This window comes from Paenibacillus sp. FSL H3-0321 (assembly GCF_038002865.1).
Taxonomy (GTDB): Bacteria; Bacillota; Bacilli; order Paenibacillales; family Paenibacillaceae; genus Paenibacillus_AQ.
Genome location: NZ_JBBODH010000001.1, coordinates 3,844,523 through 3,861,201 on the forward strand (window position 1 = coordinate 3,844,523; position 16,679 = coordinate 3,861,201).

General features: G+C 50.8%; 13 protein-coding genes. All 13 read right to left on the reverse strand.

What is annotated here, in order from left to right:
• Positions 1 to 251: 251 nt before the first annotated feature.
• Positions 252 to 1,106 (reverse strand): diguanylate cyclase domain-containing protein, encoded by an 855-nt coding sequence (locus tag MHI45_RS16950; protein ID WP_076110964.1) that lies wholly within the window; start codon positions 1,104 to 1,106, stop codon positions 252 to 254.
• Positions 1,096 to 3,192, reverse strand: a complete 2,097-nt coding sequence (locus tag MHI45_RS16955) for a cellulose biosynthesis cyclic di-GMP-binding regulatory protein BcsB (protein WP_076110962.1) — start codon at positions 3,190 to 3,192, stop codon at positions 1,096 to 1,098. The genes MHI45_RS16950 and MHI45_RS16955 overlap by 11 nt, the downstream gene beginning before the upstream one ends.
• A 43-nt stretch (positions 3,193 to 3,235) precedes the next feature.
• Positions 3,236 to 4,486 carry a glycosyltransferase family 2 protein gene (locus MHI45_RS16960; RefSeq protein ID WP_076110961.1) on the reverse strand — a complete coding sequence of 417 codons (1,251 nt, stop codon included), beginning with the start codon at positions 4,484 to 4,486 and terminating at the stop codon, positions 3,236 to 3,238.
• A gap of 29 nt (positions 4,487 to 4,515) precedes the next feature.
• Positions 4,516 to 6,057, reverse strand: coding sequence for a hypothetical protein (locus MHI45_RS16965; protein ID WP_076110959.1), 1,542 nt, complete (start codon positions 6,055 to 6,057; stop codon positions 4,516 to 4,518).
• Entirely contained in the window at positions 6,054 to 7,595 is a 1,542-nt protein-coding gene (wsfD, locus tag MHI45_RS16970) for a glycan biosynthesis hexose transferase WsfD (RefSeq protein ID WP_256718118.1), read from the reverse strand. The genes MHI45_RS16965 and wsfD overlap by 4 nt, the downstream gene beginning before the upstream one ends.
• A gap of 46 nt (positions 7,596 to 7,641) precedes the next feature.
• Positions 7,642 to 8,610: a hypothetical protein gene (locus MHI45_RS16975; protein ID WP_256718117.1), complete on the reverse strand. Its 969-nt coding sequence runs from the start codon at positions 8,608 to 8,610 to the stop codon at positions 7,642 to 7,644.
• A gap of 387 nt (positions 8,611 to 8,997) precedes the next feature.
• Positions 8,998 to 10,011 carry a potassium channel family protein gene (locus MHI45_RS16980; protein ID WP_076110956.1) on the reverse strand — a complete coding sequence of 338 codons (1,014 nt, stop codon included), beginning with the start codon at positions 10,009 to 10,011 and terminating at the stop codon, positions 8,998 to 9,000.
• A gap of 95 nt (positions 10,012 to 10,106) precedes the next feature.
• Positions 10,107 to 10,499: a DUF350 domain-containing protein gene (locus tag MHI45_RS16985; RefSeq protein WP_038597825.1), complete on the reverse strand. Its 393-nt coding sequence runs from the start codon at positions 10,497 to 10,499 to the stop codon at positions 10,107 to 10,109.
• Complete coding sequence (locus MHI45_RS16990; RefSeq protein ID WP_076110955.1) at positions 10,496 to 11,158, reverse strand: hypothetical protein; 663 nt, start codon at positions 11,156 to 11,158, stop codon at positions 10,496 to 10,498. Before MHI45_RS16990 ends, MHI45_RS16985 begins: the two co-directional genes overlap by 4 nt.
• Positions 11,151 to 12,368 carry a glutathionylspermidine synthase family protein gene (locus MHI45_RS16995; protein WP_076110954.1) on the reverse strand — a complete coding sequence of 406 codons (1,218 nt, stop codon included), beginning with the start codon at positions 12,366 to 12,368 and terminating at the stop codon, positions 11,151 to 11,153. Before MHI45_RS16995 ends, MHI45_RS16990 begins: the two co-directional genes overlap by 8 nt.
• Positions 12,365 to 13,057 (reverse strand): hypothetical protein, encoded by a 693-nt coding sequence (locus MHI45_RS17000; protein WP_076110953.1) that lies wholly within the window; start codon positions 13,055 to 13,057, stop codon positions 12,365 to 12,367. Before MHI45_RS17000 ends, MHI45_RS16995 begins: the two co-directional genes overlap by 4 nt.
• 22 nt (positions 13,058 to 13,079) lie before the next feature.
• On the reverse strand, positions 13,080 to 13,286 hold the full coding sequence (locus tag MHI45_RS17005) for a hypothetical protein (RefSeq protein ID WP_038601107.1): 207 nt from the start codon (positions 13,284 to 13,286) through the stop codon (positions 13,080 to 13,082).
• A 230-nt stretch (positions 13,287 to 13,516) separates the two neighbouring features.
• Positions 13,517 to 16,615, reverse strand: coding sequence for an ATP-binding protein (locus MHI45_RS17010; protein ID WP_076110952.1), 3,099 nt, complete (start codon positions 16,613 to 16,615; stop codon positions 13,517 to 13,519).
• Positions 16,616 to 16,679: the final 64 nt, after the last annotated feature.

A 16,679-nucleotide genomic window follows, 5' to 3' on the forward strand; every position in this document is an offset into this window, starting at 1 on the left:
ATTGAATTTAAGATTAACCCATTTGGGCGAGGACGTAACTACGGTGAATATTTGGACTTCCGGCCGCTGTTGTCTCCTGATTTCTTGATTTAGCCCGCTATATGCGGTGGAAATCCGGTGACAAAGGCGTTCGCTATCGCTCCTACAGTTCCAAAATCCCCCTCCGTTACTTTTGCCCTTTTGTGTAGTTTTTAAATTCATTCTATATAGATTTCCTATAGTATAATCTTGTCCATAATTAACCTATTAAATTAAACGTCATATTCCAGCTGCTTCTTGGCCTGAACAATGAAATCAAACGGATTCTCGATGGTTTCGGCCTCATATTCCACGGCACCAATCTTCAGTCCCAGATTTACCTTGTATTTGGTGGAGAACTCCGTATCGTTTAATTCCTGAAGCTTAAATTTGATCCGTTCAATGACAATCTTAGCGCCTTCCCGGTCGGTAAACAGCAGCAGCCCCCAGGTAGCATCGTCCTTATCCAGTAAATACAGCGCATCATTGGTACGGATGCTGGACTGGCTGAGCTGGGATACATCATAGATAGCCTCGGACAGTTGATCATCCGGAATCAGCCGGCGGATCTCGCTCCAATATTTCACCTTAATCACAAGCAGCGTAAGCGGGATCTTGTAACGGGTGGAGATGCCTGTAAAGAGGCTGGCATCCTTCTGGAAAGACACGCTGTTCCGCAAATCGGTATTCTCGTCAACCGTGGCCAAATTGGCGGATTTCTTCATCAGCCGCTCGTTCTCTGCCTGCAGCTCGCGGCTGCTTGTAGTGAAGACCCATAACACTACGGTAAGCAGCGGTGTCATGATCAGCCAGAAATAGGTGTCTACACCGATCGTTTCCCCCTGCGATACCGTCTGGTAGACGATAAAGAAACCATAGCCGAAGATGAAGGCGAGATTCAGCGTGAGCCCGGCGGTTACCGTGGTGAAATAGGTGACCAGCGCCAGCAGAAACGCAAGATTCAGAATGATGATATTCTGGATATAGTGATCCGGCGAACCGGAGATAAATACGATACATATGAATATCAGCACCAGGAAGGCCAGAAAGCCCAGGTCGGATATCAGTCCGCTGCGGTTACGTCTCACGCTGATCACCACGTTTCTTGAAATGTTTGCGAAGCAGCAGAAGCAGCGCCACAAGCACCAATGTGACCACAAGCACGACTGCCACCACAAAGCCCAGTACATCGCTGCGGGCTGTAATTTGCTTCAACACCGAATCCTTGGCCGCACCGGTAATCGTCTTGAAGCGGTAAGCGCCGACGTTGCCGTCTTTATCAAGGATGACCCCGTCGCCGTACACCTTCCACTTATCCTTCTCGGTAGAAATCAGCTTGGAGGCCATGTAATAATCCTCCGAGTTGACCCCGGTTACTGCCAGCAGCCCGCGCCCATTCTCATACGGGGAATCGACAAGCTGCAAGGTTCCGATTTCTGCACCATACTTCTCTTCAATACTCATCTTCTCATTCGAGAGGAGCGTTGAACCGTCCGTATTGTAGCGGAAATAGAGCTTGTCGTTATTGTCCCGGATTACCTTATTATTCTTGTAGGAACCTATGGCAATGATATTGTTATTCTTCAGATTATCGGCACTTACATCATCCGTATAGTAGTGGATATCTCCAGTATTGCCGCCGGCATACCGCCCAAGCAGATTGAAGACATTGCCCAGACTTTGATAGGAGTAATCATCCATCTCAGCAGGCAGCACAACGGCAACATGGTTATAAATTTCATCGCGCAGGAATGGATACGGATAGTTATTGAACAGCAGTTCCGTGCGGTCCTTTGTATTCAAATGCATCGCTGATTCCTTGCCTATATAGGCCCAAGGCATTTGCTCTGTATTCGGCGTGCAGACGGCACTTGCCATTTCCAGATCAAAAGCGACCGTGACAGAGAAGTTTCCGGAAATATTCAGGCTTTGCGGCACTGATACATTCAGGGTATCACCATTAGCCAGCTCCTTCGTCAGCTTCTTGCTGCCAATTGGCGTATTGTTAATACTCACTGTAACCAGGGACCGCTCAAAATCAAGATTCTGGGCATAGCGGAAATCCAGACTGATTTTACCGGAATCGGCAATGGAACGGTTAGAGGGCAAGGAAACAAAATAAGTCCGTTCCTGATGATTGGGTCCGGTCAGCTTGTCCCCCGCTTCGGCAAAGGTTACATTCGAACTGATGGAATAGGCCGGATCGGCCACTTCGGTGGCATCATCAACCGCCTTCACATCACTGCTGATCTGGCTGAGCAGCTCCTGGCTTGCGAGCAGCCGTCCGGCTTTGATCAGCAGGCTTTCGTCCTTCGAGGTTACCACCAGCGTTGGGCGGGTATCCTTCTGGACCAGCTGAATGAGGGCATGGGTGCTGAGATCCTCAGTGGAGCTTAGGAGCTTCTTCAGTCCGGCGGGAACATGGTCGTACATCGCCACCACGACCACGAAACCCTTGTCCTTGATCGTATCCTGCCGGTAGGGCAGCAGCGGAATTGTCCGGTCTTCCAGCGTATTCCCCTTTACCAATCCCGACAAAGCATAGGTGGCAGACTCGAGCTCAGAGCCGCTGGCATTCTCCGGTAAAGCAATAAGACTCTTATTGCTGTTTAACGTATCAATCCCGGAGAATCTTTCCGTGAAGTCACTGATGCCTCCGGTTAGTGCTTTCGGGGTGTACACCACTGCAATACTGGAGGTGTTGAACAGATGCAGCCAGCTGCCCTGCTTGTTGTCCACATAGCATATTTGGTCATCTGCTGTCGTAGTCCGCAGATTCCCTTGAATGCTCAGTACGTTGCTGCCCTCTCTCAGGAACCCTTTAGGTGCACTAAGGCTTAATCTCTGCTCCCCGTTATTCTGCAGTGACGGCCTGAACGAGTAGAATGGACTGCCGTTAAGCGACAGGGTGACACTCGAAATCTGCTCCGCTGTAATTTGCGAAACTTGAAAATGCAGATTGATCTTAAGCTCATCTACATTCCAATAATCCATTATTGTGAAATTCTGCTGCATGGAGCTGGTTCCCGAAAGGGCAGTATCCGTTGCGGTAAAGGATGTCTCATAAGTCAGCCTGCCATCTCCGGGAAGTGCCGGCGCGGCAGAAGCCGCAGGGAGCTGAATCAGGAGCAGGGAGAAGCAGAGCACCCATAACAACATCTGTTTTTTTATCATATTCCGTATCTCCTGTGCATCTTATTTCTCTTGCCCCGGCGCTTTAATAGCGTTCGGTTTTGTACCATTTGGCTTCCCGTTTGAAAATGACGTCCTTAAGATAGTTGTATAAACCGTAAGCGGCGACAACCATCCAGAGCTGGCAATACGAAACATACATCAGCAGAATGATCCATAGATTAGACAGGCTCATCTCGCCCTTCTCCGTCGTCAGCGTGACGAAGATTCCAACCACGAACAGGATGATTGCAAGCAGCCACAAGAAGCTGCTGAGTCCGGCAATCGTAGTATGAACATAACCCATCGCATGGAGAACCAGCAAGATATCCGATGTCACAAGCGAGATCAGGAGCAGGAAATAGATCGACAAGTAATACAGGATATCGAAGCGTATTTTGGCAGCCGACTTATTGAAGAGCAGCGGAATGTTCTTGACGATTACATAGATGTTGCCTTTCGCCCAGCGTGTCCGCTGCTTGAACCAGACCTTCACCGTCTGCGGCTCCTGCTCCCAGGTCACCGATTTCGGCTGGAACTTGATCCGGTAGCCCATCATGTAAATCCGGAAGCTGATCTCGGTGTCCTCAGCGATTGCTTTGACATCCCAGCCGCCGATACTCTCTACAATAGACCTGCGCATAATAAAGTTGGTGCCGGGAATGGTGCAAAGCTTGAACAGCTTCCACCGTCCCGCCTGGGCCATCCACTGAAAAGACAACGTCTCAATATTAATAAACCGGGTGAGCAGGCTCGCATCACGGTTGCGGGTTCTGAATTTTCCGATTACCGCGCCAAGTGTGGAGTCGTTAATAATCTCCGCCACCAGATAGCGCAGCGCCGTTCTTTCCGGTGTATTGTCAGCATCATAAATGGCGATCAATTCGCCCTTGCTGCGGGCAAAACCTATATTTAGCGCATTGGATTTGCCTTTGCCGCCCGTGACCGCATCCGTGTTAATGATCATCAGATTGCGCTGCGGATGTCTTTTCTGAATGCTCCCCAGCAGCAATGCACTATTATCCGAGGAGTTATCATTAATGACAATAATCTCATAACGGTCATGCGGGTAATCGAGGGCCAGGAGCGACTCTACGGTCTTGCTGATGACCACTCCCTCATTGTGTGCGGGAACCATGATGCTGACAAAGGGATACTCGCCCTTAATCTCGGGGACATCTTCATTTTCCGTTGTGATGTAATATAAATATCCCGCGATGATTAAAGCCACATTCACAAGCAGCAGCGACCAGATGCAGATCACCGCGATCACCATCAGCACATCCGATATCGTCATATTGTTCTCCTACTATTGATAAATTTTCTTTATTTCAAATATTTTCTCCGGTACATCCTGTAACCGACAACCAACAGGCTGCCGAACACGAGCAGAGAGATGATGATGACCACAATAAAAAACTGATTTTGCGCACTGAACAGCCGGGTGAAGCTTTTGACCTGCTCCTTCTGATACTGGTAATCGCTGTCCACCACTTCCGGGGCATACCCGACATTAAGTGCCTTGCCGCCCATTCTGATGACCCCGTCTACGGAGGCAATAGTGTTCGTATCGGTAACTACCTTATGGGCTCCCTGCTTATAATCGGCAAAAGAGATCCAGCTCTGCTCCACCGTGCGCAGCATGGATTCCAGTCCTTCGTCGTCCTCCGGAAGATCGACAACAACCGCGGTATCCAGCGGTAACTGGGGCAAGGCCTTTCCGGTATGCCGCAAACTCAGGAGGAACTCCGGCGTCACACTGTACAGGCTGGAGGCAAAAACCGCCGAAGTGTCGGTCTGCTCCATATACCGGGCTTCTTCATCCGGATACAGCACAGCTGAGTCGAAAAAGCCCATTCCTGCCCCCGCATACTCTTTGTCGTAGGTCCAGTATCCTTCCGCTCCAATACCCAGCGGTGCTATACCGCCCGCCACCAGCACATTGATGAACCCGTTCATCTTGCCCTTCAGTGAGCGGTCGCTCAAGCTGATAGGCGGTCTTACCGCAGGGGCATTCACCACAATACTGCCGTTGCGGGATTGCACAATTCTCAGCGCCTCCAAATAACGCTCCATCGCCGGGAAGCCGGTGTTTCCAAACACCGGCCGGACACTGGCAATGAACGGAATTCCGTTCTGATAGAGCCGGTCTGCTGTCTTCTCCAGCAGCTCAAAATCCGAGAACGGATAAATCTCCTTCAGCACCAGATAGGTTTGAGGTACCGCAGAAGACGGAAGCCAATCCTTCAGTACATAAGCCATTGCGATAGTACTGAAATTGCCTTTCTCCAAATAGGGTACATAAGTATATTGTCCCCGGCTCACGGCATAAGGCGCCTGCAGACTGCCGCCCTGAAATGAAAAACTGCCGTAGGCATGCGTTGCCTTGCTCGCCGCAATATAGGGCATGTCTGACACATTCAGGCTGACTCCGGAGAACTCTTCTATAGAAAGGCTGGCATATTGCCCGTGAAATACAGCCGTGGATAGCTGCAGCGTCTGCTTCATCTTGACTGGGATGTTGTAACCAACATGCAGAACCTTCCCCGGATAATTATCCACATCTTCTAAATACGCCTTATTCGTAATGGCAAGATCTTCACTGTTTATGACTGTTATCACGCTGGAGTACGATGCCAGTGTGCCTTGCTTGTATTCATCCAGACTCAGTAGTGTAACTTTGGTGCTGTAGGCGGCCAGCAGCCGCTGAAGCTCCGTGATATTGCCATCCCGGGGCGTTCCTTTCGCCAAGCTGTCGTATAGCAGCAGGGTCTGCTGCGGAGCGGGAGCGGAATGTACGGGAACCGGAGCCGGAAGCAGCAGTGCGAATATAACCAGCAGCAAGCCTATGATCCTCTTGCGGTTCAAGCACTCACACCCTTTTCGGCTACGGGATATTCGCCTGCAGGGGCGGCAGGGCTCGCGGGAGTCGCGGTTGAGATTTTCTTTTTCAAGAAGAGCCCCCGTCCAATGACACTTGATACGGTAAAGAAGGTCACCAAGTCAAACGACAACGTAAACAGGAATTCATGCTTGGCAATGTCGGCATCGCCCGCTCCGATAATAGATACAAAGATACCGGACAGCCCCACCAGCATCGTCGCTATAATCAGCAGCAGTCTCTGCAGGCCTCTGAAATTCCCGGCTTTCGCTGCCGTCACAAAGGACGGCGTAAAAATCCCTATAATAACCGCCATCCATAAGAGAATAAAGGCGAAGGTTCGCGGGGCCAGCTTTTCTTTAAGCATACTGTAAAGGGTGAAGAAATGGCTTTGCGCACGAAATTCCTTACCTACTGCTTTCTCGTAGTTGCCCATCGCCGCAGGCTTGATGGTATAGGCGCTTTTCGCGGCAGTATCCAGTATAGAGCCCATCTGGGCAGGATTGGCCAGATAATATTTCAGGACCGAGACAAAGCCGTACTGGCTGTAGAAGTCCTTCTCCAGAATGTCCGATTTCACATCAACTGTGCCGTATTGGTCGTAATACGTATTTTCCCTTAGAATCGCGTATTGCTCGTTGATACCAAAGGACTTCAGGGCCGTTTCCGGATTGTCGGATTGCATCATCACACCGCGGGTCATGGCATGATATTGGTTAATATTCACGAACTCCTTGGAGATGTTCAAATAGGTTGCAACACCCGTGATCATCATCAGCGCCGCAGCAGCAATAGTAAGCCAGCGGAAGAGACGTTCCTTCCGAATCCAGATAAGCGAAAGCGCGAACAGGGAAATCACCATGCCCACCGGAGCATTCTGCTGCTTGGAGGTCGTCAGGATCAGCGTACTGATCAGAAACACCGCCAGCATGGCATAATCATTGTATCTTCCGCGGTAGAGAAGCAGCCATGAGGCGAACATGAACAGCATAGTAATCATCACAATGCTCTCGCCAAAGAAGGAATTGAAATACGCCGTATAGCCGGTATCTCCGAAGATAACAATCGCAATGACCGCGGTGACCATCCCCCGTCTGCGGGACATACGGCAAGTAACAGCCTCTATTAACAGATAAACAGCTGCGACATAAAGAATCAGATAAATGGCTGCCTGAAAACGGATATCAAAGACCTCTTTGCTGAAGAACAGCTTATTGACGCCAATCGCCAGCTTAATAAAGAGGGATTGGGAGGAGACCAGCATGGAGCTGTTCTCATTATAATATTGATAGATGCCGAACTGTTTAACAAAATAGCCAAAATACTGGCTGTCATAATCCGGCAAGTTGAAGTAGAGGCCGTTGCTATAAATAATGCGGAAAAAGTCGCCGTTATCGGCCATCCCCACATAGGGAGCCGTAAACAGGGCGAAGACTGTAATGATCAGTACGCCAATGGCCGCTGTCAGAGCAGGGGTTACCGTTAAATTAACAGAGATTAAACCTCTGCGCAAAGGTATTTTCATTGTATTGTCATCCATGCGGGTTCACCTTCGTTACTATTAGATTAAATTAGTAGGAATAAGCGAGTAAGGCCATAAGATTGTCAAAAGAATAGGCTTGTCCCGTCTCAGGATTTCCGAACCCGCCGTATAGGACACTCCCTGTATCCGTAACTCTAAATTCGTTCATTCTTTCTATACTTCTGCTATAAAGAGAGTCGTCGCCGATCTCTGCGCCAATCATTGCCGTAAGGGCATAAATTGCCGTGGAGCGGATATCATTGGCCGGCTGGCCGTCCCTGGTGTATTGCCCGTACAGCGTTCCCGCCTCTACCTGCTCCTTGATATAGCGGACACTCTGTGGTTTCTGCCGGTCCACCTCAGCCAAATTCAGAATACTCAGCAGTGATTCCACCGTATTGATCTTTTCCGAGCTATAGTTTCCTGTCTTATAATTAAATCTCGTTTCATAGAACGGGAACTCATCTGACAAATACCCATCCTCGAGAATTGCGTTCATGTTGTGTAATAAAATTCCGCAAATTTCGTCATTTATCGACAAATTTTGCAAGACATTCAGATTAATATAACATAAAGTAACAAAGTCATTGGTTACCCGGAAATCATTGTCATAGAAATCGTACATATACCCATCTTTTACATTATTGCGGTAAAAAGTCTTAGAATATTCGGCTGCTTCGTTCGTGTATTCCTTGTTGGCAAAGGTGTCTCCTGCTGCATATAGCGCGCCGATCAAGCGTAAATCATCAACGGCGGCATTAAGGGGGTATTGTTTTTGGAGTTTCGGACTATAACGATAGCTGAAACCGCCCTCTGTACTGAACGTTTGCTTCGCCTTTGCCCATTCTGAGGAGAACAGCTCCTTATTGCCGCTCAGTACGGCGATCCTCATCATGAGTGAAGCAGACTCGCTTAGTACTTCGTGGCCAGTGGCTGCTTCTGCCGACTGGTCAGTGTCCTGCATATTTGTATAGACGCCATAAGGACCTGAAAGCTGTTTTGCAATGAATGTGTACAACTCTTGTTCCTCTTTATCTATATGGACGGCTGGTTGGCTCTTCAAGGGAGTAGGGGATGAAGGCAAAGAACCCGTGCTGGTCTCCGGGGAAGATATCGGCTGCTCCCCATTGCTCTTGCAGGAGGCCAATAAACATAGAGACAGCATAATAGCCGCGGCTTGAACGCTTTTATTTCCCAATCTATCACTTCCTTTAGAGATAGCATTAAGGTTTCGATACTATTATAACGGTAATATAAGTCACTAAATGTAGATTAATGTTGATCATTATGTGTCAAATCAATAAAAAATATCTAAATATTTACATTTTGTGTGCCGAATAGACAAAAGCCGCCCTACAGGGCATTTACCGGCCCGGGCAGCTTCATTTTTATGCATATAATGGCTCTATCCTTTAATTCTCCGGTACGTCTCCTCATCCGACACAATATATAATCTGGCATTTTGCGGAATGGGCTGATTAAGCTTGCGGTTGATGCTCAGGTCGCTGTGGTCGGACAACAGGGTTGCCCCCCGCGAGAGCAGATCCTGAAAGGCATCTCCGTAGGTTTGCCAAGCGGGATTCCGCGGGATCTCATAAATGTCGTCGCCATGCTGGCGGCTGAGCAGCTGGGTGATCACTTCCGAATTCCCCTCCTGCAGGGCGGAACGCACAGCCAATCTGGAGATGGCATCATGTGACAGCACGAACTCATTCACCTGGACATGCCGGAAATTCTGAATATTCTTCTCCTGCATAATCTCTACAGTAGTATGTACCTGCGGGGCGATCCGCTCAATGCTCGAAGCGATCAGCAGCGACTTGCCGTCAATCAGCGAAGCTTCGTCGATCCGGTTGTCACCGAACACAATGGCTGCCCTTGCTTCATGAATGTTGGCCTTCTGCAGAATTTCATCACTGGATGCATCGCCGCTGATAAAATGAACCTGTTCCATATGCTCCAGCGGATGACGCCCTGATTCGTCAATAATGACGATCTTGCATTTCGGTGTGTAGCATAGAATCTCTTCGACGGCTGCCTGCGTTTTGCGGCTCCAATTAATCAATACAATATGATCTGCGGCGTGAAAGCTCAAGGTTCCCGCTCCTCTCCTTCTCTGCACCTCTCCCATGGCCTCAACAATCTTTCCGATGACCAAGCTGAGCAGGCCGATGCCGAACACGTACAAAAATATGGTGAACAGCTTCCCCATTACCGAAGTCGCAAAAAAGTCACCGTATCCAACGGTGGCCATCGTAGTCATGACCCAATAGAAGGCGTTGAACCAGTTATGAAACGTACCCGGCTCCAGAACAAACGCGATGGTTGCGCTCAGAACAATAAAAAAAAGGATTATCAGCCCAATCGACTTCTTCTTTAGACGCATCAGCTTTCCGGATATTCTGAGTAAAAAATGCACCCTTCCGCCCCGCTTCCGATGTTAAATAGGGCTGCCGCACCGTGGCCCGGCACGCGCAGCCTTAGTCTGCCGGCCCCTGGAGGGAGCCCGCTGAATTAAATGATCAGACTGCTGACGGCAAAGGCAGTTCCGATGAATACCAGGCAGAGCATTGTGCCTACGGCCACATTCCCTTGCTCCAGCTGTTCGGAAATCCTGAAATTGGGGGTAAACAGTTCAAATATCCAGTAAGCGGCGATCAGGCAGACGTAACCTACCGCAAACCATAACATCATGTGCCAGATAGAAGTATTCGTATATGCCGCTACGCCCAGTACGATCGCTGTGGCCAGAAATTTGCCTCCCAGCGCCAAAGCTACCGCCACATTGCCTTTCTTCAATTCCTCCATATCCTTGAACGGAGTCATCAAGCCGAATACAACCATGCCAAGCACCTGAAGCAGAATAATAGTCAGAACGCTGACTATCAAATTAATAACAATCGTCAATTGGCCCACCCCCGAAATTTCGCATAAGCCGAATCATAATCGGCAAAATCATGCACTTCCTCCAGCACCACGGAGGCTGTCTTTTCTTTCTCCAGCGCCGTATAACGCTTGTCGTCAATCGGCTGCTTGATCCGGTTGCCGGAAGGCAGCTCGAGCACGGCGAAGTTTCTTGTCTTCTCCTTGAACTTGGTCTTATAGACTCCGACAAGATCCACATCGGTGGTAATGGATACCTTTAGATTCTTCAGATCCTCTGCAGCCGTCTTCTGGTCTCCATACGATTTAAGCGTGGACCAGGCGGACAGGCGGATCTCATTCTTCTGGTCAGCATCCGTAACCAGCTCGGCATCCATGAACTGCAATGTCCAGATCTTATCCCCGGTGGCATAGTTGCCATCGTTCGGGAGCAGCTCGTTATCCGGCAAAACCGTCATGTCGCTGCCGATCAAATCACCCACTGTGCTCTCCACTACCCGGTAATCCCACGGCACACGGGATACACTGTCCGTTGTTTCCGCTGCAGGAGTACCTGTATGAAACACACTGTCCTCATTGCTTGAGCATGCGCTCAGCAGCACCGACAACAGCAGTATTCCAAGGATCGCGCTCAACCGAATTACCCCGAAGCGCCCGGTCCGCACCCTTCTACTCTTACTCATCTCCAAGTTCCCTCACTCCTAGCGCGATAAAATGACTGGCATTGCCTGTAATCGGTCCGCCTGCCCGCCCGAGCAGGCCACAAGGTTTCCCGTTAATGACGAACATGCCGGTGAGCAGATGAAACTCCCCTTCCGCTGTCTGAATCCGGGCCAATTCGGCTCTTTTCTGATAGACGGTGGGGAATAGTGTACTGCTGTCAAAACCTTCCTCGTCCTGCAGCTCAAGTGTGCCGTTGTCATCGAAGAGACGTACAGAACCGCCTTCACGGCCGAATACAGACTTCGAGACAAAGCTCCCGGAGAATACCGGCTTATTGTAGGTCGGCAAAATATAGCGGGAGATCGCCTCGCGCTCTTCCTCACTAAACAGCAGCCCCAGCTCATACATCCCCCATACCGCCGCAATCAATCCCTTGGACTGCAGCAGGATGCTGTGCGGTCCGTTGAATAACTCCAGCTGTCCACTCTCTACGGCGTAGGCGAGCGCATCGCCGCCTTCGTCTACCGCCATCCATTCCTTGGGATAGAGGGCGAACATCCGCTGAATAACCCGGTCCTCTCCATCCCGTACAGTCCCTTCATCAATCCATAGATCAAGACAATCCACGCACTTGATATCCAGGCCGCTGTGCTTCACAAGCGCCTCAATCGTGCCGGAGTCCTCCTGATGGGAACCGTAGGCGACACAAGCTGCCGTGTCCGGCCGTTCTGTGCCCCAAGCCGCCGCAAGAAGTCCCTTCATCGCTCCATTGGGGCTGGCGATTCCCGCCTGCTCGCAGATCCAGGGCGTAGCGATGGAGGCCTCCACATAACCGGTAGGTGTATCGGCATTCAATTCCAGCAGCTTAATCGCCCCGTTGTCCGCCACGGCGAAATCGAACCGGGCATAAAGGCTGATGCGGCCCGGCTCCGGCAGCGGGCATTCATCAAGCATCTGCCACAGGACGGGGGGAATGCCGAGCAAATCATATAGATCATGTCTACGGTGGACATAGCGGACTGTTTTGTCCAGTATAGCCCACAGCTTGACCGAGGCTTCTTCAAGTTCCTGGTAAGTCTCGCCGCGCATCACCACAACGGCATCAAGCCAGTATTCTTCATCCTCCAGGTCTGCCCAGGTGAAGCCAAGCTCATGCAGCTTCTCCACCCTTGGTGCCCGTTCCAAGCCCGATTGATCCACAAATTGAAAGACACTCTCTGCAGAACTCATCCGCCGAAACCGCTCTTGCTGCTGGAGCTTTTGCCAGCGCTTGATTTTGACGATGAGGAGCTTGATTTACTGCCGGAGCCTAAACCGCTGGATGTGCCCCCAATGCCGCCTTTCTTCGAGGATGTCCCTCTTCTCGTGATGGAGCCGGTGGAGGAAGTAGAGGTTTTCGGTTTTGCCACAGATCCGGCTACCTTTTTGTTCTGGAAGCTGCCGCTGCTGTAGGTCGGCGGCTTGTAGGTAGTCCGGGTTCCTCCGTAATAGGTCGGCCGGTCATTGTACCAGCCTCTGGAGGAGTAGAACGAGCCGCTGTTAAACAGCATGTGGTACAGCAGCATATCATCCCAGCCGAAACCCGAGCTGTAGCCGCCGTAATTGTTAATGACGGTTGTCCCGCCGGAGGTTACTACCCCGCTGCCCTCCTGCACGGTCTCTTCCACATTTTCTTCCGGGTACGGAATATTCCAGTCTACATTTTTATCAAAATAGGCTTTGACCTCTTCGGTGGACCAGGAGACAAGCTTCGGCTCTTCTCCCGAGCTGCCGCTGGCACCAGCCCCGCCCGGTACAAACAGTGCATTGGCCAGCAGTGCAATCCCTAGCGAGGTGGACAATACCCGCAGCGGCTTGCCTTCCGCATTGAACAATTTGGACACGGCGGGTTCTTTAGTATTTTCATCTTTTCCCAACATGGGCCCCTCCTTTCCTGACAATTTATCCTTCAGCACGCATCGGAACCAGCAAAAGCTCCAGCTTCCCCTCGTCCACGTTCAGCCGTCCTTCCACTGCCTCATACTCCCGGCTGCCCACTACAATATAATTGACATGTTCCAGGGCAGTAATCATATTCATGCTCCAGGTACGTTCCTCGATGACACGCAGATCGCCTTCCGGCATTTTTTCAAACAGGATGACCTTCATTCCATTATCCACTTATTACCCTTCTTTCCTGATAACTGTTTATGCTTCTGATACGCTGTAAGCACAATTTCGTTTCATGAGCCCGCAGTCCATCCCTATCTATTTTATCTGTTAGGGTCCAAGTAAATTCTAGGGTATTGGAATAATATTGGCAATCGGAAATACGTGAAAGGAAGTCTGTTCACAATATGTTCCGAACCCGGCTATTCATTGGCAGTCCGGATGGATGCCTATTTTGCTCTGTCTATGGATGGATTCCCTCTGGGGATGGTGTAAGAGATCGTAGTTCCCCTGCCCGGCGTACTCACAATCATCAGACCGGTTCCGTATATTTTGAGCAGCCGCCTCTGGATATTCCTCAGGCCGATGCCTCCTTCGGAGTGCGTGTCGGACAACACTTGTTCAATCCGCTCCGGAGTGATGCCCACCCCATTGTCAGATACCGCAACAACTAGCTGCCCGGCCAGCAGCTTAACGGACAGATTGACGGTCCCTCCGGCCATTTTCCGCATCAGTCCGTGGTTGATCGCATTCTCCACCAGCGGCTGGATGCTGAGCGGAGGGACCAGTTCGCGGAGACCTTCCGGCACATCCAACTCGATATTCAGCCGCTCATCGAATCTCGCCTTCTCCAGCGCAAGATAGGACCTCACCAGCTCCAGTTCCTTCCCGATCGGCACCGTCTGCCCGCGGTTCTGGAAATCAAAGCTGCTGCGCAAGTATTGGCTGAGATCAAGCAGCAGATCGGTCGCTTTATCCGGATCATCGGAACAAACTGAGATAATGGCATTAAGCGCGTTGTACAGAAAATGAGGTTTGATCTGGGCCTGCAGGAAGGCAATTTCCGTCTGTACCGACGTACGGATGGACTTGCGCATATCCAGCAGCGTCTTCACGCGTGCCCTGAATTCCCGCAGCTCTACCGGCTTGCTTAAGTAATCATTGGCCCCCGCCTCAAAAACAGCCTGAATATCTTCCGGGCGGCTGCTGCCTGTCAGTACTAGGATCGGCAGTTCGGATAAAACAAACCGCTCGCGAATCGCCTTGCATAACACCAGCCCCGGCATTTCAGGCATTACCCAATCCATAATGATCAGGTCCAGTTCGGGATGATTCTGCATTTGTATAATCGCATCAGGCCCGCTGCCTGCGGTAATCACTTTATGCTGCTCCAGCTGCAGCGCATTGGCCAGCACCTGGAGATTGACCGGATCATTGTCGACAACAAGGATGTAGCAGCATTCCCCTTCAAGGGGAAGCGCAGGCTCTTCTCCTGGAGACTCCAAAGCCGCTGCCGACTCCCAGCCGGTAATCTCCAGATAGTCCTGATCCAGAAACGCTGTTCGTTTCTGCAGTATCGGCATCGTGAAGCGGAATACCGAGCCTTGACCCGGTTCAGACTCGGCTTCAATTCTCCCCCCGTTCAACTCTACCAGCTTTTGGGTGATGCTGAGGCCAAGGCCGTTTTCCCTGTAGGTTTTTTGGGCGGCCGCCCCTTGCGGATCGTACGCGTCAAAAATGGTACGCAGGCGCTCTGGAGCGACCCCTAAGCCAGTATCCGCTACAAGGATAGCAACATACTCTTCTTTAACCTCGGCAGACAGGGTTATCACACCCTGAGGGGTATTATTCACAGCATTTGACAACAGGTTGAATAAGATTTGCGACAGCCGCTGCTCATCTGTTTCTAGCAGCGGGAGAGACTCCGGCAGGTTCAGCTTGAAGACCAGACGGGAATTGCCCGATACATGGCGGGTAACCTCCATTACGGAAGAAGCTACCCTCCGCAGGTCCACCGCCTGCCGCCGCAGAAAGAAATCCCCGTGATTCAGCCTGGCGAAATCCGACATATCATTAATTAATGCAGACAGCCGCCTGCCGGTAGAGACTATCATGGACAATTGACCGGTTTGCTCAGGAGTTAAAGCCCCGGCTGCACCCTCGGCCAGCGTCTGTGCAATGTTTACAATGCCCTGCAGCGGCTTCCGCAGCTCCTGCGAGGTATCTGCCATAAAGTCGTCCTTCAGTCCGTCGAGCGTCAGCAGCCTGCGTGACAGCTGCTCCACTTCCAGGAAGGAGGCAGCGTATTTGCGGGTCATTAGCGCAGCTTGAAAGAATCCGAACAGAATGATCTCGTAGGAGGTAATAACATAGCTGAGGGCAAGGCCGGTAAACGTAAGCAGGTAACATAAAATGACGATGCTTAAGCTCTCAATACTGACCATCATGAAGAACATGTTTTGCGTGTTTTGTTTCGTACCTTTAACCATGGAATAGAGGACAAAGCTCAAACTTATGGAGCCCCAGGTCAAGAGCAGCCCCTCAAGATAGCTGAACCAGTAAGCAGGCACAAATATAGCGATAAGCAGCAGGACGACAGTGATCACCTTAGAGGTCTTGATGACCGCCGGAGGCATTGGATAGTTTACCGAGTGGGCAACATATCTGAGCAGATAAAAATAAACCAGCGTGGATGAAGCCAGCTGCAGCTTGAGTACAATTTCATAAGGCAGGCCCGGAAGCGCGAAGGAAATCAGCTTCTCCCCGTGGGTCAGTACATAGACAAAGGCCGCTGTGCAAAATAATCCCAGATTTAAAGTGATGCCCCGGCTTTCCTTTACTCTGGAGAACATCAGCAGAAATAAGGAGAGGGCAAAAAAACCAAACAGCGTTGCACCGTCCACAAAAAGAGCGAATTCACGGTGCTTCAAAATGTCGGCCTGATAGCCAATCACGACCGGGAGAACAATTCCGCCGGAAGAGTAGCTGTAATTGGCCACCTGGACAATAATCTCCAGCTTGTCGCCGGATACGGCTGCGAATCCCATGTAGGGGTAGTTTTCTTGCCGCCCCTCAGAAGAGGAGGCAGACGGACTTCCACTGCTGCCGATCTCCTGTCCGTTCACAAACACCTTGCTTGCCGTGCGGATATTAGCCGTCCGAAGGCCGTAAATAACATCCTCTCCATAGGGAATCATGGCCTGCAGCCGATAGGTGGCATAACCTCTGGCTTCTGGGCTGCCGGAATCTGACAGATATCGGTTCCATTTCTCCGGCACCTCGATTATGGTAGAAGCCGTCACTCCCTCCCCGCCCGGATCAGCTTGGCTGAAATCCCCCGGCGTTAGCAGCGCATCGCGGTATAATTCCCATTCCCCGTTCAGCTTCACCACGCCGTCATGGCGGAAATCCCAAGCCCGAAGATCCATGACCCCTTGGCGGGAGACCGGCATATCTTGCTGGCCCGTAAAAAGATGAAGGACCGAAAGCAGCGGCAATAGGGATACCAGCAGCAGACTCCCGAGAATACGCTGCCAATATTTCAGCATATTTCCTCCCCCTTTCTAAAAAAAGCCGATTCCATTTATTTCGGAACCGGCGGTAATTCTTATT

Coding starts and splice junctions, on each gene's coding strand:
- MHI45_RS16955 (WP_076110962.1), bottom strand. CDS start 3,192: ATGATAAAAAAACAGATGTTGTTATGGGTGCTCTGCTTCTCCCTGCTC.
- MHI45_RS16960 (WP_076110961.1), bottom strand. CDS start 4,486: ATGACGATATCGGATGTGCTGATGGTGATCGCGGTGATCTGCATCTGG.
- wsfD (WP_256718118.1), bottom strand. CDS start 7,595: ATGAAAATACCTTTGCGCAGAGGTTTAATCTCTGTTAATTTAACGGTA.
- MHI45_RS16990 (WP_076110955.1), bottom strand. CDS start 11,158: ATGAGTAAGAGTAGAAGGGTGCGGACCGGGCGCTTCGGGGTAATTCGG.
- MHI45_RS16995 (WP_076110954.1), bottom strand. CDS start 12,368: ATGAGTTCTGCAGAGAGTGTCTTTCAATTTGTGGATCAATCGGGCTTG.
- MHI45_RS17000 (WP_076110953.1), bottom strand. CDS start 13,057: ATGTTGGGAAAAGATGAAAATACTAAAGAACCCGCCGTGTCCAAATTG.
- MHI45_RS17005 (WP_038601107.1), bottom strand. CDS start 13,286: ATGAAGGTCATCCTGTTTGAAAAAATGCCGGAAGGCGATCTGCGTGTC.
- MHI45_RS17010 (WP_076110952.1), bottom strand. CDS start 16,615: ATGCTGAAATATTGGCAGCGTATTCTCGGGAGTCTGCTGCTGGTATCC.